The sequence below is a fragment of the Taurinivorans muris genome (assembly GCF_025232395.1).
GTDB lineage: Bacteria > Desulfobacterota > Desulfovibrionia > Desulfovibrionales > Desulfovibrionaceae > Taurinivorans > Taurinivorans muris.
Window position 1 is genome coordinate 1,949,590 of the sequence record NZ_CP065938.1, and the last position, 23,806, is coordinate 1,973,395.

The window sequence follows — 23,806 nt, forward strand, 5'->3', positions numbered from 1 at the left end:
TATGCAGAAAAAGGAAAAAATATGTTGCAGCTGGCAGAATTGAAAACATGGTGTCAAAATCTTACGGAACAATATCAAACGCTTTGGAGGAGGCTTTGACCTTGCGCGCAAGGAAGAACGTGTCAAGATCATCGAAGCTCAGATTTCAGCGCCGGACGCATGGAACGACCAAGCCAAAATAACTCCTTTATTAAAAGAAAAACGCTGTTTGGAAGAGGAAATCGGCGAATATAAGAAGTTGGAGCAGGCGTATACGGATATGCAGGAATGGCTCGTTTTCGCCGACGAGGGGGAAGAAGAAGCCCTTTCTTCTTTGAATGAGCAGGCGGAATATTTGCATGCCTTTCTGGAAAAAATGGAAATGGCGATTTTGCTTGCCGATGAAACGGACCATATGGACGCCATTGTCGATATCCACCCGGGAGCTGGCGGAACGGAAGCCCAAGATTGGGCAGCCATGCTTGAGCGCATGTATTTCCGCTTTGCTGATTTAAAACAATACAAGGTGGAGATATTGGACTATTTGGCAGGGGAAGAAGCGGGTACAAAAAGCATAACGTTCCGCGTACAGGGTTTGAATGCCTATGGATTTTTGAAAGGTGAGAAAGGCATACACAGACTGATCCGCATTTCTCCTTTTGACAGTTCGGGACGGAGGCATACTTCTTTCGCTTCCGTCGATGTCTTGCCCGATGCCGGTGAAGACATCAATATCGTGATAAAAGAAGAGGATTTGCGTATTGATGTGTATAGAGCGTCCGGAGCGGGCGGGCAGCACGTCAACAAAACGGAATCCGCCGTCCGTATCACGCATATTCCTACGGGTATCGTTGCGCAGTGTCAAAACGAGAAGTCACAGCACAGCAATAAGGAATCTGCCATGCAGATTTTGAAAGCGCGGCTTTACGACCATGAGAGAAGCCTCCGCGACGCCGCAAAACAAGCCGATTATGCAGGAAAAGATTTAATTTCCTTCGGCAGCCAAATACGTACGTATACCATGCAGCCTTACAGGCTTGTCAAAGACCATAGGACCAATTGCGAAAAAGGCGATGTGGACGCCGTTCTTGACGGCGACCTCGATTATTTCATTCGGGATTATCTGCTTTATGCACATGAACAAAAAAATAAAGGGTAGCATATGTTAGACAGTGCTGGTCAATGGAATTTGCTTGCCGATTGCGCCAAAGACTGGGGCTTTTGCTCTGAAGCGTCCGAAACGGAAGAAGAGGAAAAAACGCGGTTTTCTTTGCAGGATATTGCAGACACACGGCAAGAAGAACATTCTTCTGTTTCCCGGCTTGTGCATTATGCGGATCTAAGCGGGCAGGAAGAAAAAACATTGCTCTGCGAACTCGCGGCAAATCCTGAAAACGCAAATTTATGGCAATTATGTTTAATGGGAGACCGCCAAGAAAATGACAGTCTTGGAGCCGGTATTTCCGAAAATTCTTTAACCGGTGTTCAGGATTGGCTTTTGCAGGGCATAAAAAAGGGCTGGCTTAGAAAAATTGAAAAGCAGTACTCTCTGACTTTGCTGGAATATCCTTTATTTGTTCACCGTTTGCAGCGGGATTGCCAAAATGCCGCCGTATTCACCGTAGGACTTGTCAAAATTCAGACATCTGATTTTATCCAGGATTTGCTTTTTCAAAGTTTTGAAAAATTTCTTTCCGCAGAAGATTATTTTTGTAAAATCAATGAGTTGGGTTACGCTCTTGTTTTGACGGGAAGAAAGAATTTTTCAGCAAGTGCCGTAATGGAAAAGATAATTGAAGTTTTAGAACGGAAATTGCATAGTGAGAATATGAAGTGTGATTTCAGCATAGGACTGTCGGAATTTTGTCAGTCGGAAACGGCGGAAAGTATGCTTGACCATGCGAAACAGGCGCTTTCCATGCCAAGTCCCGCCGGAATAAAAGTGAAATCATTCATAAATCAACAAAAAAGCCAGAAAAAAAATTCATTGGTCCATTCCGATGAAAAACGTTTTCTTTTCGGTATGTGACAGAGGGTAGATATGAATACGATGAGTTTAGCCATTATGAGCGGTAAAGGGGGCGTCGGCAAAAGCAATTTGTCCCTCAATCTTGGATACAGCCTTGCGCAAAAAAATCATGCCCTCTTGCTTATGGACTGCGATTTAGGTCTTGCGAACCTTGACGTGCTTTTAGGCATTACCCCCGAACAAAATTTGCAGGACGTGCTTTTGAGCGGAGCTGATGTTAAGAACGCCATTATTTCTTTGGAAAAAAACACGAAAGAAGCGTTTGATATTTTGCCCGCAGCCTCCGGTGTGCCGGAACTTACCGATATGAATAGCGATATGCGTGATTTGCTCATTAAACGTATCAATCCTTCCCTTCGCGGCTATGACATCATCCTTATGGATTTGGGCGCAGGTATTCACGGCACGGTGCAGTCTTTCGCCGCTATGGCGGCTATCCGTATCATCGTGCTTACTCCGGAACCGACGGCCTTGACGGACGCTTATGCTCTTATAAAAGTATTGAGCCAAGATTTGGGCGTACGTGATTTTCTTGTTGTCGTGAATGACGTTGCAAGCAGAAAAGAAGAGGAAATCACTTTTAAACGCTTGGAAATGGCGTGTCAGAAATTTTTGAACATCAATCCCGTCCTGCTTGGGGGGGTCCGTCATGATGTTAAGCTTCAGGAATCGGTTCTTCGGCAAAAGCCTTTGCTGGAACTGTTTCCGGAGAGTAATGCCGCTCAGGATATCGGCACGCTTGCGGATCGTATTTTGAAAATCTATGCGCGTATGGAACCCCATTTGGAGGGGCAGGAACCTTTGCGTGTTTTGGATAAAAATAAGAATTTTAAAGCTTAAAGTGTTGACTTATTGTTATTTATATGAAAATATTCTTAAATCTTGTGTGATTAATCATGTCAGCGCTGAGGGCTGATGTAAGGAGCAATACATGAATAAAAGCGAACTTATTAAAAGTTTGTCTGAACAAACCAACATTTCCATCGATGAAGCGACATTGGTTGTGAATACTTTTGTTGATAACATGAAAAATGCCCTTTTGGAAGGTGATCATGTTGAAATTCGCGGATTTGGAAGTTTTAAAGTTAAAGAATACGGGGCTTATGCCGGGCGTAATCCACGTACTGGACAAAAAGTTGAAGTTGAATCAAAACGCTTGCCTTTCTTCCGTGCCGGTAAAGAATTAAAAGAATTTTTAAACGATTAAAATTTTTTTTTAGTTAATATAAGCCCATACTTGCAGCTTTCGCAAGATGTGGGCTTTTTTTTATCAATTCGGGTGAAAAATGTTAGAACTTATCATCACAACAGTTTTGGTCGTCGGGGTTTCTTCGCTTTGCTCCACAACGGAAGCAATGCTCTATTCCTTGTCGTGGACGCATATTGAACGGTTAAAGGCGGAGGGGCGGAAAGCAGGCACGATTTTATATGATATGCGGACCAATGTGGATAAACCTATTTCTGCGATTTTGACGCTGAATACCGTGGCGAATACCGCAGGCGCGACTGTCGCGGGGGCTTTGGCATCAAGCGTGCTCGGCACGGAAAATCTTATTTATTTCAGTATGGTCATCACCTTGCTGATTTTAGTTTTCGGGGAAATTTTGCCGAAAACCATCGGAGTCATTTACTGCAATTCGATTTCCCCCGCCTTGGCGTATTTTTTACAGGCAATCATCCTGATTTTAAAACCTATCACCTATTGCACCGGGCTTATTACCAGACTTATCACGCCGAAAGACGGCGCTCCCACCGCAACGGAAGACGATATTAAAATTTTAGCGAGCATATCGAGGCAATCCGGCACAATCAATGATTATGAGGAGAAAACCATTTCCAATGTTCTTATGCTTGACCAAAGAAGGGTGAGCGATGTCATGACGCCGAGAACAGTTGTTTTTTCTCTTCCTGTCGCCATGAAAATCTTTGATGTGTACAATCATGAGGATTTTTGGTCTTTCAGCAGGATTCCCGTTTACGCTTCCGACAATGAGGATGTCGTCGGTATCGTGCAAAGGCGGGAAATCGCTCTTGCTGTTCGCGACGGAAAAAAAGAGGAAAGCCTTGAAAAGATCATGAAGCCTATCCACTTTGTTCTTGAGAGCCAAACGCTTGACCAAGTCCTGCATAAATTTTTAGACCTGCATCAGCATTTGTTCGCCGTGCTTGACGAGTATGGCGGGCTTGCAGGGGTTATCAGTCTGGAAGATATTTTGGAAGAATTGCTTGGGCGTGAAATTGTCGATGAATCGGATATTGTCGATGATATGCGGGAACTTGCGCAAAAACGCAAAGAAGTCGCTTTAATGAATAAAAAGAATATGCCGGAAGGAAAGTGATGCTGACACAGAATCAAATTGAAAAATCTTTGCAGCTTGGCAAATCGGTGATAAGGCAGGAAGAAAAAGCCCTTGAGGTTTTGCGTCAGGGCATTGGCAGGGATTTTTGCGCTGCTTTGGAGCTTATTTTTTTCTGCAAAGGCAGGCTGGTTGTTTCCGGCATAGGCAAAAGCGGGCATATCGGAAAAAAGATTGCGGCGACCATGAGCTCCACGGGGACGCCGTCTTTCTTTCTGCATCCGGCGGAAGCCAGCCATGGCGATTTGGGCGCATTGACAAAGAATGATGTGTTGCTTGCAATTTCCAATTCAGGAGAATCAAAAGAGTTGTTCGATGTTTTGGAATATGCGGCGCGCCATGCTATAAAAATTATTGCAATAACAAAAAACAAAAACAGTTTTTTGGGAACGCAGGCGGATATTTGTCTGGAACTGCCCAATGAACAAGAGGCCTGCCCCATCGGCTGCGCTCCCACTTCCTCAACAACCATGACTTTGGCTTTGGGCGATGCTCTCGCCATGGCTCTTCTTGATTTGCGGGGGTTCAGCTCTGAAGATTTCCATGATTTTCATCCGGGAGGAAAGCTCGGATCAAAGCTCAAACGGGTAAAGGATCTGATGCATATCGGCGAAGAACTGCCTCTTATTGATAAAAATGCCAAAATGAATGAGGCGGTGCTTGAAATGACCCAAAAAGGTCTGGGCTGCATTGCCATTGTGGATAGGGATACGGATAATCATTTGATTTTGCAGGGACTTATCGCAGACGGAGATTTACGCAGGCACATGTCTTCTGATTTATTGGATAAAAATGTGCAGGAAGTCATGTCCGTTTCTCCTGCGGTTATCGATACGGAGGCGTTGGCATCGAAGGCTGTCGGCATCATGAATGAAAAAGGGATAACAAGCCTTGTGGTTCTTGACGGGCAGGGCTATATGGTCGGACTTATCCATATGCATGATTGTTTGCGTGTGGGCATAGAATAATGGGTATTGGACAGGATAAGAGCTTTCTGACAGAGTAATTGCCCTAAAGGAACGGCTGTTTAAAAATATAGTGTCTGGATAAAAAAAGCAGGTTTAAAACCTGCTTTTTTTAGTCTTTATTCTCATTGGCGATAATGCCGCGCTTTGATTGCCGTATGAAATCGATATAGATTTTTATTTCCGGCAGATGTCCGTATTCCGCTTCCAGCTGGTCGAGGGCGTCGGGACGCGGAATATCGGATTGCCACGTCAGTTTGAACGCCTGTTTTATGGCGGAAAAGAGTTCTTGGCTTGCGCGCATGCGGCGGAGCCCCACAATATTAGGGGAATGGACGGTCGCCCTGTTGCCTACGGCAAGCATGTAAGGCGGCAAGTCTTGGGTAATGCCGGAAGCGCCGCCGACAAAGGCGTGCGTTCCGATACGCGTGAATTGGTGCACGGCGGAAAGTCCGCCTAAAATGGCGAAATCATCAACAATGCAATGTCCTGCCAATGTTGCGTTATTGCTCATAACGATATTGTTGCCGAGCTGGCAGTCGTGGGCGACATGGCAATATGCCATGATCAGGTTGTTATCGCCGATTTTCGTGATAAACCCGCCTGTTTCCGTTCCGCGGTGCAAGGTTGCGAATTCCCGGATATTATTGTTGTTGCCGATGATGAGTTCGCTTTTTTCACCATGGAATTTTAAATCTTGGGGTTCACCGCCGACCATTGCATAAGAATGGATATGATTTCCTTCACCGAGGGTGGTATATTGCTTAACAGAGGCAAAAGCATCGATTTTGCAGTTATCGCCTATGACGACATCGTCTTCAATATAGGCGCAGGGACCGATGCTTACGTTTTTTCCGATTTTCGCACTTGGAGCGATGAAAGCGGAACTGTGTACGGAGTCAGCCATGGTATCCTCTTTTTATTTAAAACTGTCAGCAGTCGTAGTGGAAGCCGTAAGGGTCGCCTGAGCTACAAGCTGCCCGTCAACATAGGCTTTGCAGTCCATTTTCCATAATTGCATTTTATGCTGCAAATTCGAGCATTCAATGACAAGCTTGTCGCCTGGAACGACCGGACGGCGGAATTTGGCTTTTTCAATACCGGTAAAAAGATAAATCATATTTTCTTTTGCCGTGTCGATTTTCAATGTGTCAACAACCAAAATAATGCCTGTTTGCGCCATCGCTTCGATTATGAGCACGCCGGGCATGACGGGAGCATTGGGAAAATGCCCTTGGAAAAATTGTTCGTTATAGGTTAAATTCTTATATGCAACAACCTTTTCATTAGGAATGATTTCCGTCACCCTGTCGACTAAAAGAAAAGGATAGCGATGGGGCAGCAGCCTCATGATATCAGCGATTTTTAATTCGTCGAACGTTTTTTCTTCCATAGTATTTCCCTATTTTTTCGTATTGATTTCTTGTTCCAGTTTTTCGATTTGTTTTTCAAGGGCGTTGACGCGTTTAAATAAATCAGGAATTTTAGGCTGTAAAATGGAATGACGCATATAGGTATTGTATTCCATGGAGGGGGTGCCGCTGACAACGCTGTTTTTTGCAATGTCTTTCACAACTCCGCCTTGCGGACCGACAGTGACATTGTCTTGAATTTTCAGATGTCCGGCAATTCCAGCTTGTCCTGCGAAAGTGCACCTGTCGCCTATTTTGGTCGAACCGGCAATGCCGACTTGGGAAATGATAAGACATTCTTTACCGATTTGCACATTATGCCCGATTTGTACGAGGTTATCAATGCATGTGCCGGAATTTACAAAGGTTTTTGAAAGGGCTGCCCTATCGATAGCCGCATTTGCGCCGATTTCGACATTATCGCCAATTTCCACATGTCCGATTTGAGGAATTTTTTGAATGCCGAAATCAGTTCGGACAAATCCGAACCCTTCGCCGCCGAGAACGGCTCCCGGCTGCAAATAACAATTGTCACCCAAGCTGGTGCGGGACATTAAAACGCAGTTCGGAGTAAGGGTGCAGTTATCGCCGATATGGCAGTGTTCGCCTATATACACTCCGGAAAAAAGCGTGCAGTTGTCACCGATTTCCACATTCGCCCCGATGACGGCAAAAGGATAAATGGTGCAGTGTTCGCCGATTTTAGCGCTTGGGTGTATGGACGCGAATTCGCTTACGCCCTCAAAAAAACCTTCTTTTTCGGCAAAAAGTCCCATGCAGCGGGCAAAGGCGAAGTAGGGATTATCGCTGATGATCGCATTTTTTACAGCCTGGGCATGGTTTTCGTGCAGGATTACGGCACCGGCGTTTGTTGTTTCAATTTGTTTGATATATTTAGGATTTGCCAAAAAGCTGAGTTCTGTCCCCGTTGCTTCCTCAAGCGTGTTGAGTCCTGTGACGGCGATATTTTCCCCTTGATATTTTGCACCTAAAAAATCTGCGATTTCCGCCAGGGTGAATTGTTTTAACATAATTTTATTTATTAAAAAGCCCGCATGAGGGAAACATGCAGGCTTACGGGATTAAAGTTTGAATTTAGAGCCTTTGTCTTTCCAAATCTTATTGACTTCGTCAACAAGTCCTTCTTCAATGTTGGCGGCGGAACTTGCGTATAAAACGGCGCCGGAATCCAAGATGATGTCAAAACCGTTGTTTTTCGCATAATTTGCACAAGCTTGGCTTAATATTTCCAAGATTTGCTGATTGATTTTTTGTTCAATAGGAGCGGCTTTCTTGGTAAATTCCTGACGGCGGCTTTCAAGGGCGCGGGCTTCTTTTTCTAATTCCTGTCCTTTTTGCTGACGGGCGGAATCGGAAAGAGCGGCTGCCTGCTTTTGAAACTCTTCAGCTTTCTTTTGGAATGCTTTGACATCTTTTTCTAATTTTTCTTTATCCTTACCAAACTTTGAATCCAAATATTTTGTTTTGGCATCTTGGAGTTTGCTTTTTTCAGCAACTTGCATAAGGGGGGCGATGGCAACGTTGGTAGCGGCTTGTGCGGCTGTCACGGTTGCAAATACAAGTGCCAATGCAAAAATTAATGAACGAAACATAGGTTTCTCCTTGTATGAATTTTATTGTATTTTACTCTTTATTAAAATAATTGCAAGCAAGACGGAATATCCTTATAGCGTAAGGAAATCATGAAAGCCGCTCTTTAAAATCCCCGTAACCGAAGTGTTTTACGGCAAGTATCTCGTTCGTGCGTGAATCCCATAAGGCGATGGAAGGCAGACGGAGCCCGTTGAATGTCGTTGTTTTGACCATGCTGTATATCGCCATGTCTTCAAAAACGAGCTTATCGCCCTCTTTCAGCGGAGTATCGAAAGAATACGTGGAAACGACATCGCCGGCAAGGCAGGATTTTCCTCCCAGCCTGTAAGTGAATTTCTTTTCATATTCTTCACCGGATCCGGTTATTGCCGGGCGGTAGGGCATTTCCAGAACATCGGGCATATGGCAGGCGGCGGAAGTATCCAAAATAGCCATGGGCATATCCGCGTGAATAACGTCAAGTACGGTGCTGATAAGATAACCGGCTTTGAGAGCGACGGCTTCCCCCGGTTCCAGGTAAATCTGCACGGGATATTTTGCTTGTATCCGTTCAATGCATTGGCAGAGCAAATCAATATCATAATCTTCACGTGTTATGTGATGACCGCCCCCGAAATTGACCCAAGAAACGCGTTCAAGCATGAACGCGAATTTTTCTTCGACAGCGCGCAGGGTCCTGTCAAGGGCGTCTGAATTTTGTTCACAAAGGGTATGGAAATGCAGACCTGTCAGCCCGTCGAACAATTCGTCAAGATTTTCATTTTCAAAATCCTTAAGGCGTATTCCCAGTCTTGAACTTGGGGAGCAAGGGTCGTAAATAGGCACGGCGCCTTCCGAATGTTCCGGATTGATCCGCAAACCGCAAAGGATTTTTTTTTCGTGTTTTTCGTTATATTCAGAAATCACAGGGCGGAATTTCTTCCATTGGTTAATGGAATTGAACGTGATATGGTCGCAAAGCGTGAGAAGTTCCCGCATGTCTTCATCGCTGAAACCTGCGGCAAAGGCATGGACTTCCCCTTTAAATTCCTCTTTGGAAAGTCTCGCTTCGTCAACGGAGCTTGCGCAGGCGCCGAATAATGGACCCTGCATGGCTCTTGATAAATAGGGGAAGCTTTTCCACTGGGCAAACCCTTTGAGGGCGAGAAGGATTTTTGCCCCTGTTTTTTTTTGGACGGAATTTAAAATTTGCATATTCTTTTCCAGTTTTGCAAGGTCGGTCACAAAACAGGGAGAGGGAAAATCATGGGGATTCAATCGGTCTGGACAGAGCATATTTTTTCCTTTTGGCTGCATGATAATAGAAGATTTATACCAAGAGCGCACCATTCTAGCAAGTGAAAATTCCGAAGCGGTTCTTGGTCCGGCAATTTGACTTTAAAAAGAGTATCTTTTATAGGGGTTGTACTTTAATGCATGGACGGGTTATGAGAAATGCTTCATTTTACGCGGGGCTGAAATTGGGATTGCCTATCATGATAGGCTATATCCCTTTGGGGTTCGCTTTTGGTGTTTTGGCTGTAAAAAACGGTATGGATGCGTTTTGGGCGGTCATGCTTTCCGTTTTTGTTTTTGCGGGTGCGGGGCAGTTCATTGCGGTAAGCATGTTGGGAGCGGGAGCTTCTTTTCTGTCTATCGGCGCTGCGAATTTTCTTGTTAATCTGCGGCATGTGCTTATGAGCGCCGCCCTTGTTCTTCCTTGGAAACATTTGCCTTTTTCCTGGAAAATATTTTTATCGTATTTTCAGACGGATGAAATTTTTGCCGCGAATATTTCCTATCATAAATCAGGCGGAGAAGTGACCGTCACGCAAGTGCTGACTCTTGCGTTGGTCGCTCAGTCCGGCTGGATTTTAGGCACTTTTCTGGGCGCTGTTTCCGGCGGGCTTATTTCCAATGTGGAAGCTCTGGGTCTGGATTTTGCTTTGCCTGCCATGTTCACGGCTTTGCTTGTGCCTTTATTGGTTGACAGGATACAGATTATCGTCTGTTTGACGGGGGCTGTCCTTTCCTTATGCTTTATGGAAGCGGGTTTTGACAGGTGGAGCATTATTTTCGCCACGCTTTTAAGCGCAAGTCTGGGTTTATATTTGTCTTTGCAAAAAGAAAAAAATTAGGTATCATGGTGCCATTGGCACGGTTTGAGGAAAAAAAATGAGTTTTGTCGATGGTTTTTTCTTGCTGGCGGCGATGATGATAGGCGTATATATTCCTCGTTTATTGCCCATGGGCTTATTGGCGAAGCGGACAATAGGGAAAAATTTTCAGACATGGCTTTCCTATATTCCTGTCGCTATTTTATCCGCGCTGCTCGCTCCCGAAATTTTTATGCGGAACGGTGAATTTTTTTTCGCAAAAGAAAATTTATTTTTAATAGCGTTCGGTCCGGCGCTTTTGGCTGCGTATTTCACAAAAAGTCTGTTCGCAACGCTGCTTACGGGAATGGTTTTGGTTGCAGCCATGCGTTATTTCAACATATTTGCATGAAAAATGAGGATTATATGCTGCGTGTTTTTTTATTGTGCTGCATTGCGCTTTTTTTGAACGGGTGCATCCAAATAGGAAATTACAGTATTCCCTTGGAGCCTGTTTACAGTTCCGGCTCTCAGAAAAAACAGCATACCCAACAAGGAAAAAGCCGTTTTTCAGAAGAAGATTTGAATAGTTACCGAAAGTCAGGCTCCTATTACAAGACGATAAACACACAGAGAAACAGCCACTTGCCGAAAGGAAAACCCTATACGGTGCATGGCAAAAAATATACGCCGTACACTTCCGCCGTCGGGTTTGAAGAAATCGGCATCGCTTCATGGTATGGTCCGGGGTTTCACGGCAAAAAAACTTCCAACGGGGAAACGTTCAATACGTATTCCATGACAGCCGCCCATAAATTTCTTCCTTTTAATACGAATATTCTTGTGACCAATCTTGAAAACGGAAAAACATGCGTTGTGCGCATCAATGACAGAGGTCCTTTTGTCGATGACAGGATTATCGATTTGTCACAGGCTGCCGCGCAAAAAATCGGCATGATTAAGAGCGGGACGGCGAAAGTCCATTTGGAATATCTTGACGGAGACGGAAAAAATTCTGCAAACACCGCAAGCACCGCCAAAAAATCTTCAGGAGGAATTTTCGGCGCTTTGTTCGGGGGAAACAATTCCATGGAAGAACGGGTTGTTTATTCCGATGAGGACAAAAGCGTGAGCGCAGCGTTGGCTTCCCTTGCCGGAGGTTCCATGGCGGCGGGCGGAGCGGGCTATACGAGCAATTTGAGCATGGCGGAGGTGAACCCGGTTTATGTGAATACGGCGAAAGCTTCCGGTTCCGGCGGCAAATTGTTTGTGCACTTAGCTGTTTTTAAAGAAAAAACAATGGCGGACAAGCTTGTGCGGGAGTTGCAAAAGCGCAATATTCCTGCTAAAATTTATACGGACAGCGGATTTTATACTGTGCATGCGGGACCGTTCAAAAATGAAGAAATGGCAAAAAAAGTACAGCAATATTTAATAAAAAATTTTCCCAAGTCTTATTTAGTCATACGGTAGGTGAAATATGCAGTCTGGTCAGCAAGAGGAAAATTCCGTAAATACGAAGATACGGCGTTTGAAAGTCACGTGTGTCAATGCTAAGTATGGGCAATACATACAAAAATTATATCCTGAATTGATTGTCGTGCCTTTTCGCACCGCGTTGAAATATAAGAAAAATATTGATGCTTTCATTACGGTGAAAGGAAGAGGGGCTTTTATCGCCCGTTTTTTAAAGCTGCCCGTTTGGAATATCAGGGACGGCGTGTACAAACTTCCGGGGAAAGTCGCCACTTCGTTCATTTTGGAAAAAACAGGGTCGTATACCGACGCCCGTTTTCCGTCCGACTGGGAGGAATGTGTGAAAGCAACGCCCGGTTTGCTTAAGATTTTCAAAGATTTTTCTCTGAACGAAGAACAAAATATCGCCGAATATTCCGCTTTGCAGAGTATGGAAGATGCCCTGCTTACGGTGTATGCAAAGCGTTTCCTGTCGCTTTTGCCTGTCTCTTTTCCGGCTTTGAGCCCTTACGGAATAGATGAAGTGAAAGAAATCCTCGGTGAAGTCGTCAATCAAAAAATAGGCATAGAACGCTATGTGTTGGATGCTTCCCCTTATAAGCTGTTTACTCCTGGAGGCAGAAAACGCGTTGTCATAATCGAGCAGTCACGAAAGAGCAAACAAGAACTCAAAAAAGTTTTCGCCAGGGAAGAGAGTTTTAAACAAATGGTGCTTGATGCGAAGGAACAGCACCCCGGAGCGGCGTTTTTCCTTTTGCAGCCTCCTTCTGTCCTGCAAGGCAAAAAAAAGGGGTATTTGAAAAAGTTCGCTTTGGAAAACGGCATAGAAGTCATTTCCGAGCAGGTTTCTTCTTTTTCCATTTTAGCGCAAGCCGATGAAGTGTATACTGTGAGCGCGAAAATAGGTTTTGATGCTGTTTTGCTTGGTAAAACCGTGCATTGTTACGGTCTGCCCTTTTATGCCGGCTGGGGGCTGACCAAGGATAAGGTCGCTTGTTCAAGACGGAATATCAAGGTTAAAAAGGAAGAATTGTTTGCCGCTATCTGTCTCTTTTTTACGCGCTATCTGCATCCCATTACCGGAGAGCCCTCACACTTCCAAGCCTTTGTCCGTTTAATTCTGCTGCAGGTTCCGCAGCTTTTTGAAAACAAACGTTTTATTGCCTGTATCAATTTTGACGAAAAGCAAAAAGCGTTTTTTTCCAAAATGTATAAACATGCCGATATCCGCTTCATGAAAGAAGAACAAGGCATTGAAGCCGCGTCCAATAACAGGGGCATGGTTTACACCGCGGAAGAGCCGACAGAGGAATTGAGGAAAAAATGCGGAAACATTCCCCTTGTCCATGTCCGTCCCGGAGCTTTTGACAGATTGTATAACCAGCAGAAAATGGTTTCCCTGTGTTTTGAGGGGGGACCGTATCCGCCTTTGGAAAAGATTTTGCAAATAAAAACCATGACGGAAAACGATTTGCTCAGGGCGAGGCTGCTTCGGCAGTTTTTATTGGAACTTTCTTCTTTCCGTGAACATTATGATTATGCGAACGTGCAAAAGGGGCAGGATGTCGTTGTCATTATCGGCAATGCCGATTTGGCTCCCAAAAAAATGTCTGACAGCGCAGTATTGCAGGAAGGGTCCGGAAATTTGGATAAAAAGGGCAGACCTTACCATTCTTTTTCCCTGCCTTTGTCCGATGACGGCAAGCTTATAGAATACATCAGAAAAAAACGTCCGGAAGCGTATATCGTTTATTGCCGGCAAAACAATGACACAAAGGTTCCTGTTGAAATTTTGGATTTGGCGGACGAGCTTATTCCTTTTGCCCGTCCTTCTGATTTCGTGCCTTTGGAATTGTTGGGTTTCACAAAGGAAACATGTTCGCAGTCCGCAAAATCAGGAAAAAGCGCCGAAGATGAATTTGAATGTGCCGGCGTTGAACTGATTGACGACATAGATGTTTCCCGCTGGAATAAAAAACAAGTCAGGGCGAAGCGCTTTCTTGAAAAGGCTTCCGCAATGACAAAGGCGGAGAATACTTTTTGTATTTTCAATTGCCCGATAACCCAAGTTGACGGGCATTTATTGGAAATCCATACGTATGATTCTCATTTGGGAATAGACGCACTGGCCATTCCATTGCAGGTGTATACCTATGGCTGGCCTTATTATGGGGGGTGGGGACTCACCCATGATGCCGCGCAGTATTCCCTGAGAAACAGAAAGCTTAATTTCGAGCAAATTTTGGCTGGGGCATTTATTACACAACCTCGCTATTTTGATTCTGAAAATAATATTTATTGTGAATCAGAAAACGCACCGTTTTTATTTGGGCATTAAAACGTGCGAGGAATTGTCAGACATATCTGGCAAGTGATAACAGTTGTGATTATTTTTTAAAAGGAGTGTGAAATGGCTAATACACTTTATATCAGTGCAACTGCGGAACGATCCGGTAAATCTGCGATCACCCTGGGGCTTATGCGTCTGCTTATCGGCCGTGTCGGCAAAGTCGGGTTTTTTCGTCCGATTGTGCAGGAGTCTTCGGGGTTTGACCATGAACTGCAATTAATCAGCGAGTATTTCGGATTGAATTTACCTTTTGAACAATGCTACGCATTCACGTTGGAAGAAGCTCGCCGTTTGATCAATTCGGGACAGGTAAGCCTTTTAATGGATAAGATTTTGGAAACTTATAACAATCTTGCCAAACAATATGATTTCATTCTTTGCCAGGGCACTGACTTTTTAGGGAAACACGGTGCTTTTGAAATTGAATTGAATGCCGATATCGTTGCGACATTGGGCGTGCCGGTTTTGCTTGTTCACCCGAGCATCAACAATAATGCGGAAGAAATTCGTTCCGCCGCAACAACCGCTGTGGAAGTTTTCTCGCAAAGAGGCATTGAAATCGCCGCTCTTGTTGTGAACAGAGTGGACCCGTATTTGGTTGATATGGACGCGCTGAAAACGGAAATCGCTGATCACCTCGTACAAAAAAACGCAAAAAATCCTTTGGTGTATTTTATTCCCGAAAACAATATCTTGGGCCGTCCTTCTTTGCGTGATGTGGCGAAGAACTTCAATGCCGAAGTGCTGTTCTGCGAACAAAACCTTGTCGATTATCATATCGACGATTATTTGATTGCCGCCATGCATTTGGGCAATTTCCTGAACTTCCTCCAGGAAGGCAATCTGGTTGTCACTCCCGGAGACAGGGACGACGTGCTTTTAGGCTCCATTATCGCCAGCATGTCCAAATCGTATCCGAGCGTGAGCGGCATATTGCTGACCGGCGGACTTAAACCCTCACCTTCGATTTTGCGGCTTTTGGACGGTATCAGGAATATGTCCATTCCCGTGCTTGCCGTGAAGACAAATACGACGGAAACCATTGAAAACCTGAAAAATCTGCGTGACAGGATCGATGCTGACGACACAAGAAAAGTGCATACCGCTCTTGGAAATTTCGACCGTTACATTGATTCCGACGAACTTGCAAAACGTATTGTCGACGATAATACCAGCCGCATGACGCCGCGCATGTTCGAATACAAACTCATGGACCAGGCCCGCAAACACCTTATGCGTATTGTTTTGCCGGAAGGAACGGAAGAAAGAATCATCCGCGCGGCGGAAGCCTTGCAGGCCCGTCAGACCGCACATCTCATTCTGCTTGGCGATGCTGAAGCGATTAAGGAAAAAGCGAGAAGTTTGTCTGTCAACTTGGACGGCATTGACATCATCAATCCTGCAACCTATCCGAAATTCCAGGAATACGCGGAAACCTATGCGGAACTTCGCAAGAAAAAAGGCATCACGCTGGAAGAAGCTCAGGACCGTATGCTTGACACCACCTATTTCGGAACCATGATGGTGTATAAGGACGATGCTGACGGTTTGGTTTCCGGAGCTGTCAATACGACGGCAAATACCGTTCGTCCCGCTTTGGAATTTATTAAGACGAAACCGGGATTTTCCATTGTTTCCAGTACGTTCCTCATGTGTCTGAAAGACAGGGTGCTTGCTTTCGGCGACTGCGCCATCAACCCCGACCCGACGGCTGAACAGCTTGCGGATATTGCGATTACAACTTCCGAAACCGCAAGGATTTTCGGCATTGATCCGCGGGTTGCGATGCTTTCTTATTCCACCGGCGGTTCCGGCAAAGGGGAGGATGTGGACAAGGTGAAAGAAGCCACGAAGTTTGCCCGTGAAAGGGCTCCGGAACTCCTTCTTGAAGGACCTTTGCAGTATGATGCCGCCATAGACCCCGAAGTTGCGAAAACGAAAATGCCAGACAGCCCTGTTGCCGGTAAGGCGACTGTCTTCATTTTCCCTGACCTGAATACGGGCAACAATACCTATAAGGCGGTTCAGAGAGCTGCCGACGCCATTGCGATCGGACCTATTCTGCAAGGTTTGAAGAAGCCTGTGAACGACCTTTCCCGCGGCTGCACAATAGCCGATATTATCAATACCGTGGCTATCACCGCCATTCAAGCCCAAGCGGAAAAGGGTCTGATTTAGGGTCTTCTCGGCGGGATTAAGAATAGAAAAAATCATGCTTTTTTTCACGGGGAAAACTTTCGGAAACGTTTTTCCCGTGAATTTTTTTCAACATGTTTCAATTTTGAAATCATATGAAAACCAAAACCGTTGTGGACGCTGTCCATAACGGTTTCACACAGAGGGGGGAAATAATTCCCCCCAAAATAATAACCGGTAATGAAACAAGTTATCCGGAAATACTTCCTTTTTGTGCCGGAGAGTGTTTTTATACCGGAAATCAAGTAAAAAAATAAGGGGCGTGCGCCCCCTTTTTGTTTTATCTGTCAATAAAAAGCCGGTGTGTTATGAATTTTCGTGAATATGCTGATGAACAATGACTTGCGACATCTTCTTGGCACGATAGCTCATATGTTCGATAGCGCCGACAGCGTCAAGGAAAGAGAGGCTGATTGAAGCGTTGCATAAGCCTTGTGCGAGTCTTGTCACGTGCATATGGCGGATTTTGGATTCCATTTGACGAACTTCCATGGAAAGGTCTTCAACCTGAGCAAACGCTTCTTTTGCGCTTGCCGGAGGAAGGCTGATGTTTTGCACGGAAAGTTCGACGGCAGTGTTCGCCTTGTCAAACAGCTGCTGCAATTCGGCAATGGCTTGTTCGGAAAAATCGCCCTGCAGTTCTTCTTTCTTTTCCCAAAGATGGAAGAGAAGCTTGCACTTGTCCCCAATGCGTTCCATATCTCCTGCGCTGCTTACGTAGCCGTGCAGGCGGACAAGTTCGGAGTCGGAAATCTTATGCCGCATGAGGGCTTGTGAGTAATCCCCGATTTCCGCATGGTACTTGTCCAAAAGATTTTCAATCGCCGTAAGTTCCTCACGGGTGATTTTTTGGTGATGAAAATACAGTTCTTCAATCTTGTCAATGGATTCAAGAAGGACGGAACCCATTGCGAGACATTCGTTTTTAACAGCGTCAACAGCGACGGCAGGGGTAAATTCGATAAGTTTCGGGTCCAAGTAAGACTTGCGGGATTCCGGTTTTTGAGGGTCCGGAATAATGGCGGTGATAAGTTTTGCAAAACTTCCGACAAAGGGGAGGAAGATAATGGTGTTGCAGATATTGAACAGGGAGTGGGCGTTTGCGATTTGGTGACCGATGGAATCGGAACTTGCGCGGATGAAGTCGATATAAAGCGGCATAATGGGAAGAAAAATCGCTACTCCGATGATGTTGAACAAAACGTGGGCGAGGCAGGCTTGTTTTGCGTGCCGGCAAGTGCCGATGGCTGCTAAAATCGTGGTGATGGTCGTGCCTATGTTGCTTCCCAAAATAATCGGAATGGCTGCCTCAAGGGGAATTAGACCCTGCATGCTCAGAGCGATGGTTATCCCCAGCGTCGCGGCGCTTGATTGGATGAGAACGGTGATGACAGTGCCCGCCAAAACACCGAGCATGGCGCTTTCTTTGAACATGAGGAACAAATCCGTACGGCTCCGCAATACGTACATGGAATCTTCCATGGTTTGCATACCGATAAAAAGCAGACCGAAACCGAAAAGTCCCGCGCCCAAATGCTTTTGTGCGTTTGTTTTTCCCAAAAATTGCAGGAGCGAACCTAAAATGATGAAGAGGTAACAATAATCTTTAATTTTAAAGGCGATGATTTGACCTGTTACCGTTGTGCCTATATTCGCTCCCATGATAAGCCCGATGGCTTGTTTGAGCGTCATGAGCCCCGCGTCGACGAAACTGACGGTCATAACGGTGGTTGCGGAACTTGATTGGATAAGAACGGTAACGACAGTGCCGACCATAACGCCTAAAACTGGCGTTTTCGTAAGCATTCCGATAAGGTTTTGCAGGCTGTTGCCGGCCATGAGCTGCAATGATTCGCTTATCATTTTTATGGAATAAAGAAAAATGCCGACTCCGCCGATTAGTTGTATGACATTGAATAAGGACATGCATTCTCCGTTTTTTGTATGTTCTTGAGGTATGCAATTTGTTACAGACTTAATGCCTTATTTAAAGGATTTGGGCAAGTATTTTTTCATAACAATATGAAAATTCTTCACACGGAGCATGCATGGATTAAGGTTTTGTCAGGTATTGCCGATAACTTTTTCAGTAACGATATTTTTAGGTTGAAGAGTTGACTTTTTTGCAAGATACTATATACTTTAACAAGTTAAAATAATATTAGTCTATCGAAAATCTATCATAGGTATAAATTTCGGTAAAAAGGATACAGCATGGTAAGAGTTATAGTTGTTGATGATTCTGCTTTTATGCGTAATTCGCTTACGCGTATGCTCGCTTCTGATCCTGAAATCGAGGTTGTGGGACAAGCCGCCGACGGCATTGATGCTTTAGAAAAGATTGAAAAATTAAATCCTGACATCATTACGCTTGACCTTGAAATGCCTCGTATGGGCGGTTTGGAAATGCTCGAAAAATTAATGGGCACAAATCCGATACCTGTTCTTGTTATTAGTTCTCTGACCTTTGAAGGTGCAGAGGCCACGCTGAAAGCTTTGGAATTGGGCGCCCTTGACTATATGCCTAAATATGTCGAGGGAACAACCGTTTTTGCCGTCGCGCAAAAAGAATTGACGGAAAAATTAAAAGCCCTTTCCAAAAAACGGGCGCTTATGCGTCTGCATCTTGCAAGAATGCGTACGCAGGCTGCGAAAAACGCGGCTGCAGGCGCCGGGGCAAAAACAGAAATTCCTCATGTTGCCCCCAGTTCTGCAAGCAGCGCAAAATTAAATTCTTTAACAATAAAAACGACAGTCTCCGGACAAGCGACATATGTCCGTCCGAATGAACCGCTGCCTACCGGCAGACCTAAGCGCGATATCGTTGCGATCAGCGTTTCCACCGGCGGGCCTCCGGCTGTGCAAAAAGTTCTTACTGCGCTGCCTGAGAATTTCCCGGCTTGTATTCTGATTGCGCAGCATATGCCTGCCGCTTTTACGGGCGCATTCGCCAAACGCTTGGACAGCTTATGCAAAATAAAAGTCAAGGAAGCGCAAGACGGCGATACCATTATTGCGGGCATAGCGTATGTTTGCCCCGGAGGGCAGCATATCAGCGTTTCTGTCAAAGGAGCGCTCCCTCAAATTAAAATTTCGCCGGAACCGACTTCCGCCATATATAAACCCAGCGCAAGCATTTTGAATGAATCTGTCGCCGTCATGGCGAATAAGGTTGTCGGTCTCACTATGACAGGTATGGGAAATGACGGTTGCGAAGGAACAAAACCTCTGCGTGCTAAAGGCGGTTATATTTTAGCTCAAAGTGAAGACACCTGCGTCGTGTACGGTATGCCAAGAGCCGTTGTTGAAGCGAAACTCGCTCATGATATTGTTGATTTGGATGATATTCCTGATGCCTTGATTCGGGCACTTTATAAATAGAATAGTACGTTGGAGTAAACTATGACTGACGATCAAAATTTACCTGTTGAAGAAAAAATGACAGAAAAAGAGATTTTGCAGGCTCTTGATTCTGACGATGCAACTGTTGTGCGTCAAGCCGCATTTGAGGCTGCAAATCAAGGTTTGAAATCTGCTTTGCCGGTATTAGTAAAACTTTTTGAAAGCCATAGTATGGGGATTATCGAGGCTGTTGAAGTCGCCGTCAGAAAAATACGCGGGGAGGAAGCTGTTCGGCTTATTATTCCTGTTTTGCGGAATGAAGACGCCACGGTGAGAAATATCTCCATGGATATTTTGCGTGAAATTGCCGAAGATGATGTTCAGTCTATGATTGATTTGGTTTATGATGAAGACCCGGATATCCGTATTTTTGCAACGGATATTTTAGGTTCGATTAAAAATGCCAGTGTCGTGCAGGTTCTTTGTGAAGCTCTCGAACATGACCCGGAAGTCAATGTTCGGTATCAGGTCGCTATCAGTCTTGGTGAAATTAAAGACCCGAAATGCGTGGAAGCTTTGAAAAAAGCCATTGCTGACGAAGAATGGGTGCAGTATGCCGCAATCGGGGCTTTGGCGAAAATCAGGGATACGCAAAGCGTCGATATTCTTTTGCAGGCTCTTGATACGGTTTCTCCGCTTGTTGTGTCCATCATTATCGAGGCTCTTGGCGATATCGGCAGTGTGAAATCCGTTCCAAGGCTTTTGGAATATTTGTCAAAATGGGACGGTCCTATCCGCATAAAGGCTTTGAAGGCGATTATTCAGATTTTGGGACCGAATGCTTTGAATTTATTGGGTGCGCAGCAACTGTATTCTTTCCAGGAATATATGATCGAAGCATTGAAGGAAAAAGATGAAGAAACCCTTATGGTTGTTCTTTCAGGTTTGTCAACTGTCGGTCTGGACCCTGACGTGACAAAGGCGATCATTGAGCTCGGAAAACGTATTGACGCAAATATTCAATTGGAATTATTGCAAAAAATCATCGAAACATTAAAATCAATCGGTTACAATGAAGAATTGGAAGCCGCTTTTGTCAGCGACAATGAGCTTGTCCGCAGAATTGCCATTGAAACATGCGGAGGTTTGGACGGCAAAGCCGGTCGTTTCGTTCTGAAACGCCATTTCGACCAAATGACTCCGGATGACAAGAACCGTTCTATCAATTTGCTTGCCGTAAATTCCGATGAACATGATATCCCTTTCTTTATCAATCACTTGGAAAACAGCCAGGAACCGCAGGTTATCTGCGCCGCTCTCCGTTTTCTCGGAGTGAAGCAGAAACGTGTCGATTTAGCTCCTAAAATGATTAAATTTTTGGAAAGCGAAGACCAAAATATCCATGACGCTGCCCTTGAAGCCTGTCTTGCCCTTGAAGATGAAGACACTGTTTACAAAATTACCGCGTATAAAGATAACGAACGGGCAGACTTAAGAAAAATGGCTGTATACACAATGGGTTACATCAATGCGGAATTTTTCTTCCAAGATCTTGCAACGGCGATGGATGACAAGGACGCTTCCGTCCGTAAAACAGCTATCGAGGCTATCGGTTACGGTTTGCCGGAATCGGAAGCTAAGAATAAAATGCTTATTTTCGCAATGCAGGACGAAGATAAGGACGTTCGCTTAAGCACTGTGGGCATCATGAGCGAACAAATGAATTCCGAACTTGTCCCTTCCCTTGTGACCGCTTTGTCTGATTCTGACGATTGGGTAAAAATGAGGGCTTTGGAAGTTCTCGGACTGTATAAAATAGACAGTGTTGTTCCTACGATTATAGAAATGATTCCAAATTCTGAACAATTGGTGAAATTGAAGATTATTGAAACGCTCGCGCTCATTGGCGGCGACCAGGCATTTCAGGCTTTATTGGGACTTGTTAGTTCCGGAGATTCAGCAATCCAGCAAGCGGCTCAGGTTGCAATGGAATCCATTACACGTGAGTTAGGGGAAGAAGATGAGTAACTTAAACGATCCAAACAAGAAAAGTTTTTCCTCTATGTTCGGTGGAAACACCGCAAGCGCAACTCAAACCGGCAGTGCAGAGAGAGGCTCATTTTTTAAAAGTTTTGTGAAAGACGGTAAAGATGCAAAACCTGCAAGTCCTTTTGCTGCACAGGCAAAACCCGCCGCAGCACCGCAAAAAGTGACTTTTGCGGGAATGGCAGCCAAAACAGCCGAGACACAGCAGACTCAAGCCGATAAAACTCCTCCCGCAAGCCCGCTTAAAAAGGGCAATGTCAATATTCCTTTTGATATCAGCAAGCTGACTCTTGAAGAAAAGCTTGCGGTTCTTGAAAGAATCAATGCTGATATTGAAAATGAAACAAAGAACAAAAGAGTATTGCAGCCAACAGCCGCCCGTACGGCAGCTCCGGCACAGCCTGCTTCACAGGCAGCAAGACCGACTGCGACACAGCTTTTCAAATCGGCGCAGCCACAGGCGACAGACGGCGGTTCTTCTTTGTTTGCCAAAAGGAACGCCGCCTCTCAAGATTCCGCCGCTCTTGCAAATAATGCGAGCGCTATCCGTTCTCCTCTCGCGCGCCGTGCCGCAGGTGAGGATTCAAGCGGAAATGAAATAAAAATCACCAATGATGAATTTGTCACCTTAAGGGACTTTTTGTATGACCAATGCGGTATTTTTGTCGGTGAAAACAGAAAATACCTCATGGAAAACCGCTTAAATACCCGTCTGCGCGAACTCGGGCTGCACAGTTTCAGCGAGTACCATAATTATTTGCGGTATGACAAAAATAAAACGGCTGAACTTAACGAGTTGTTCATCAATATGACAACGAACGAAACCAGTTTCTTCAGAAACAACGTTCAGCTTGATATTTTCCGCGACAAGGTTTTGGCTAAGCTCATTTCAGAACAAAGGGCGAAGGGCGAAAAGAAAATCAATATTTGGTCGGCGGGCTGTTCCTCCGGGGAAGAACCGTACACTATCGCAATCATTCTTCTTGACCTTTTAAAAGGTGAAATTAATGATTGGAATATCAAAATCACGGCAAACGACCTTTCTCTCGCAATGCTGAATATCGCCCGCAAGGGGACGTATTCCGAATATGCATTGAGGACGACTCCGCCTGAAATCATTGAAAAATATTTCATCAAAGAAGGAAGAAACTATAAAATCGTCCCTGCCGCGCAAAAACTTGTGCAATTCGGGCAAATAAATCTTTCCCGCGCCGATCAGCTTGCACGGGTGGAACGTTCCCATATCGTATTTTGCCGAAATGTTATCATTTATTTTGATGATGCAATGAAAAAGCACGTTATCAATGCGTTTTATGACAACCTGCTGCCGGGGGGATATTTGCTTATCGGGCATTCGGAATCCCTGCATAATATTTCAAGAACCTTTAAGCCGGAGCATCATCCTGGTGCTATCATTTATCGTAAACAAAGTTAGGAAAATTTTCTGGCATACCGGAAGATAATTTTAATTAAAGGCTAAAGATTTTTTATTCACAGCCGTATAATAGAGTATACATGAAATTCCGGTATGCTATGGAGATTAAAAATAAAAATAATCTTTCAGAAGCGTAGGTACTGTATGAGTAATAAAACTATCTTGGTTGTTGATGATTCCAAAACAATTCGTAACTTAGTAGCATTTATTCTTAAAGCAGAAGGAATGCAGGTTGAAACTGCCGAAAACGGGATTGACGGTTTGGAAAAATTGTATTCAATGCCCCAAATCAATCTTATTTTGACAGATATCAATATGCCAAGAATGGATGGTTTTTCTTTTATTGCGGCAGTGCGTGAGCAAGACGGGTATAAAGATATTCCTATTATTATTCTCTCAACGGAAGGCGGAGAGGATGATATTCAAAGAGGTATCAGCTTGGGTGCAAATCTTTATATGGTAAAACCTGCCCAACCGGAAAGAATGGTCCGCAATATTAAAATGCTTTTAGGATAGTAAGGGGGGAATAC

General features: G+C 44.8%; 21 protein-coding genes. 15 read left to right on the forward strand and 6 right to left on the reverse strand.

Going from position 1 to position 23,806, the window contains the following annotated elements; all coding sequences use genetic code 11:
* Window positions 1-21 precede the first annotated feature (21 nt).
* The 6 genes from prfB to JBF11_RS09070 all read left to right on the forward strand — a co-directional run bounded on the left by prfB (window position 22) and on the right by JBF11_RS09070 (window position 5,333).
* Window positions 22-1,138 (forward strand): peptide chain release factor 2 gene (gene prfB, locus JBF11_RS09045; protein WP_334315154.1). Its coding sequence is split into 2 segments (ribosomal slippage): window positions 22-96 and window positions 98-1,138, totalling 1,116 coding nucleotides; the frame shifts between segments, so codons are not numbered across the junction.
* 3 nt (window positions 1,139-1,141) lie between these two features.
* Window positions 1,142-2,008 carry a hypothetical protein gene (locus JBF11_RS09050; RefSeq protein WP_334315155.1) on the forward strand — a complete coding sequence of 289 codons (867 nt, stop codon included), beginning with the start codon at window positions 1,142-1,144 and terminating at the stop codon, window positions 2,006-2,008.
* Between the two features lie 12 nt (window positions 2,009-2,020).
* Window positions 2,021-2,848 carry a MinD/ParA family protein gene (locus JBF11_RS09055; protein ID WP_334315156.1) on the forward strand — a complete coding sequence of 276 codons (828 nt, stop codon included), beginning with the start codon at window positions 2,021-2,023 and terminating at the stop codon, window positions 2,846-2,848.
* A 91-nt stretch (window positions 2,849-2,939) separates the two neighbouring features.
* Window positions 2,940-3,215, forward strand: a complete 276-nt coding sequence (locus JBF11_RS09060; RefSeq protein WP_334315157.1) for an HU family DNA-binding protein — start codon at window positions 2,940-2,942, stop codon at window positions 3,213-3,215.
* Window positions 3,216-3,294: 79 nt separating this feature from the next.
* Window positions 3,295-4,347 carry a hemolysin family protein gene (locus tag JBF11_RS09065; RefSeq protein WP_334315158.1) on the forward strand — a complete coding sequence of 351 codons (1,053 nt, stop codon included), beginning with the start codon at window positions 3,295-3,297 and terminating at the stop codon, window positions 4,345-4,347.
* Window positions 4,347-5,333 carry a KpsF/GutQ family sugar-phosphate isomerase gene (locus JBF11_RS09070; protein ID WP_334315159.1) on the forward strand — a complete coding sequence of 329 codons (987 nt, stop codon included), beginning with the start codon at window positions 4,347-4,349 and terminating at the stop codon, window positions 5,331-5,333. The genes JBF11_RS09065 and JBF11_RS09070 overlap by 1 nt, the downstream gene beginning before the upstream one ends.
* A gap of 109 nt (window positions 5,334-5,442) precedes the next feature.
* Here the strand turns inward: JBF11_RS09070 and lpxA are convergent, their stop codons facing one another.
* From lpxA to nspC, 5 genes are all read right to left on the reverse strand, one after another.
* Window positions 5,443-6,237: an acyl-ACP--UDP-N-acetylglucosamine O-acyltransferase gene (lpxA, locus tag JBF11_RS09075; RefSeq protein ID WP_334315160.1), complete on the reverse strand. Its 795-nt coding sequence runs from the start codon at window positions 6,235-6,237 to the stop codon at window positions 5,443-5,445.
* A gap of 12 nt (window positions 6,238-6,249) precedes the next feature.
* Entirely contained in the window at window positions 6,250-6,723 is a 474-nt protein-coding gene (fabZ, locus tag JBF11_RS09080; RefSeq protein WP_334315161.1) for a 3-hydroxyacyl-ACP dehydratase FabZ, read from the reverse strand.
* Between the two features lie 9 nt (window positions 6,724-6,732).
* Window positions 6,733-7,773, reverse strand: coding sequence for a UDP-3-O-(3-hydroxymyristoyl)glucosamine N-acyltransferase (gene lpxD, locus JBF11_RS09085; RefSeq protein WP_334315162.1), 1,041 nt, complete (start codon window positions 7,771-7,773; stop codon window positions 6,733-6,735).
* A 51-nt stretch (window positions 7,774-7,824) separates the two neighbouring features.
* Entirely contained in the window at window positions 7,825-8,355 is a 531-nt protein-coding gene (locus JBF11_RS09090; RefSeq protein WP_334315163.1) for an OmpH/Skp family outer membrane protein, read from the reverse strand.
* Between the two features lie 88 nt (window positions 8,356-8,443).
* On the reverse strand, window positions 8,444-9,631 hold the full coding sequence (gene nspC / locus JBF11_RS09095; protein WP_334315164.1) for a carboxynorspermidine decarboxylase: 1,188 nt from the start codon (window positions 9,629-9,631) through the stop codon (window positions 8,444-8,446).
* 152 nt (window positions 9,632-9,783) lie between these two features.
* On the opposite strand from nspC, the gene JBF11_RS09100 reads away from it, so the two are divergent.
* From JBF11_RS09100 to pta, 5 genes are all read left to right on the forward strand, one after another.
* Window positions 9,784-10,473, forward strand: coding sequence for an AzlC family ABC transporter permease (locus tag JBF11_RS09100; RefSeq protein WP_334315165.1), 690 nt, complete (start codon window positions 9,784-9,786; stop codon window positions 10,471-10,473).
* Window positions 10,474-10,510: 37 nt separating this feature from the next.
* On the forward strand, window positions 10,511-10,843 hold the full coding sequence (locus JBF11_RS09105; protein ID WP_334315166.1) for an AzlD domain-containing protein: 333 nt from the start codon (window positions 10,511-10,513) through the stop codon (window positions 10,841-10,843).
* A 14-nt stretch (window positions 10,844-10,857) separates the two neighbouring features.
* Complete coding sequence (locus JBF11_RS09110; protein ID WP_334315167.1) at window positions 10,858-11,904, forward strand: septal ring lytic transglycosylase RlpA family protein; 1,047 nt, start codon at window positions 10,858-10,860, stop codon at window positions 11,902-11,904.
* A gap of 7 nt (window positions 11,905-11,911) precedes the next feature.
* The gene (locus tag JBF11_RS09115; RefSeq protein WP_334315168.1) at window positions 11,912-14,245 is read left to right on the forward strand and encodes a capsular polysaccharide export protein, LipB/KpsS family; all 2,334 of its coding nucleotides are present in this window, start codon (window positions 11,912-11,914) and stop codon (window positions 14,243-14,245) included.
* 72 nt (window positions 14,246-14,317) lie between these two features.
* A complete protein-coding gene (gene pta, locus JBF11_RS09120; RefSeq protein WP_334315169.1) occupies window positions 14,318-16,435 on the forward strand; it encodes a phosphate acetyltransferase in 2,118 nt (705 codons plus the stop codon).
* 324 nt (window positions 16,436-16,759) lie between these two features.
* Here the strand turns inward: pta and JBF11_RS09125 are convergent, their stop codons facing one another.
* Window positions 16,760-18,379, reverse strand: coding sequence for a Na/Pi cotransporter family protein (locus JBF11_RS09125; protein ID WP_334315170.1), 1,620 nt, complete (start codon window positions 18,377-18,379; stop codon window positions 16,760-16,762).
* A 288-nt stretch (window positions 18,380-18,667) separates the two neighbouring features.
* On the opposite strand from JBF11_RS09125, the gene JBF11_RS09130 reads away from it, so the two are divergent.
* From JBF11_RS09130 to JBF11_RS09145, 4 genes are all read left to right on the forward strand, one after another.
* The gene (locus JBF11_RS09130; protein ID WP_334315171.1) at window positions 18,668-19,834 is read left to right on the forward strand and encodes a protein-glutamate methylesterase/protein-glutamine glutaminase; all 1,167 of its coding nucleotides are present in this window, start codon (window positions 18,668-18,670) and stop codon (window positions 19,832-19,834) included.
* 21 nt (window positions 19,835-19,855) lie between these two features.
* A complete protein-coding gene (locus tag JBF11_RS09135; protein ID WP_334315172.1) occupies window positions 19,856-21,823 on the forward strand; it encodes a HEAT repeat domain-containing protein in 1,968 nt (655 codons plus the stop codon).
* A complete protein-coding gene (locus JBF11_RS09140) occupies window positions 21,816-23,276 on the forward strand; it encodes a CheR family methyltransferase (RefSeq protein WP_334315173.1) in 1,461 nt (486 codons plus the stop codon). The genes JBF11_RS09135 and JBF11_RS09140 overlap by 8 nt, the downstream gene beginning before the upstream one ends.
* A 144-nt stretch (window positions 23,277-23,420) precedes the next feature.
* A complete protein-coding gene (locus JBF11_RS09145; RefSeq protein ID WP_334315174.1) occupies window positions 23,421-23,792 on the forward strand; it encodes a response regulator in 372 nt (123 codons plus the stop codon).
* Window positions 23,793-23,806: the final 14 nt, after the last annotated feature.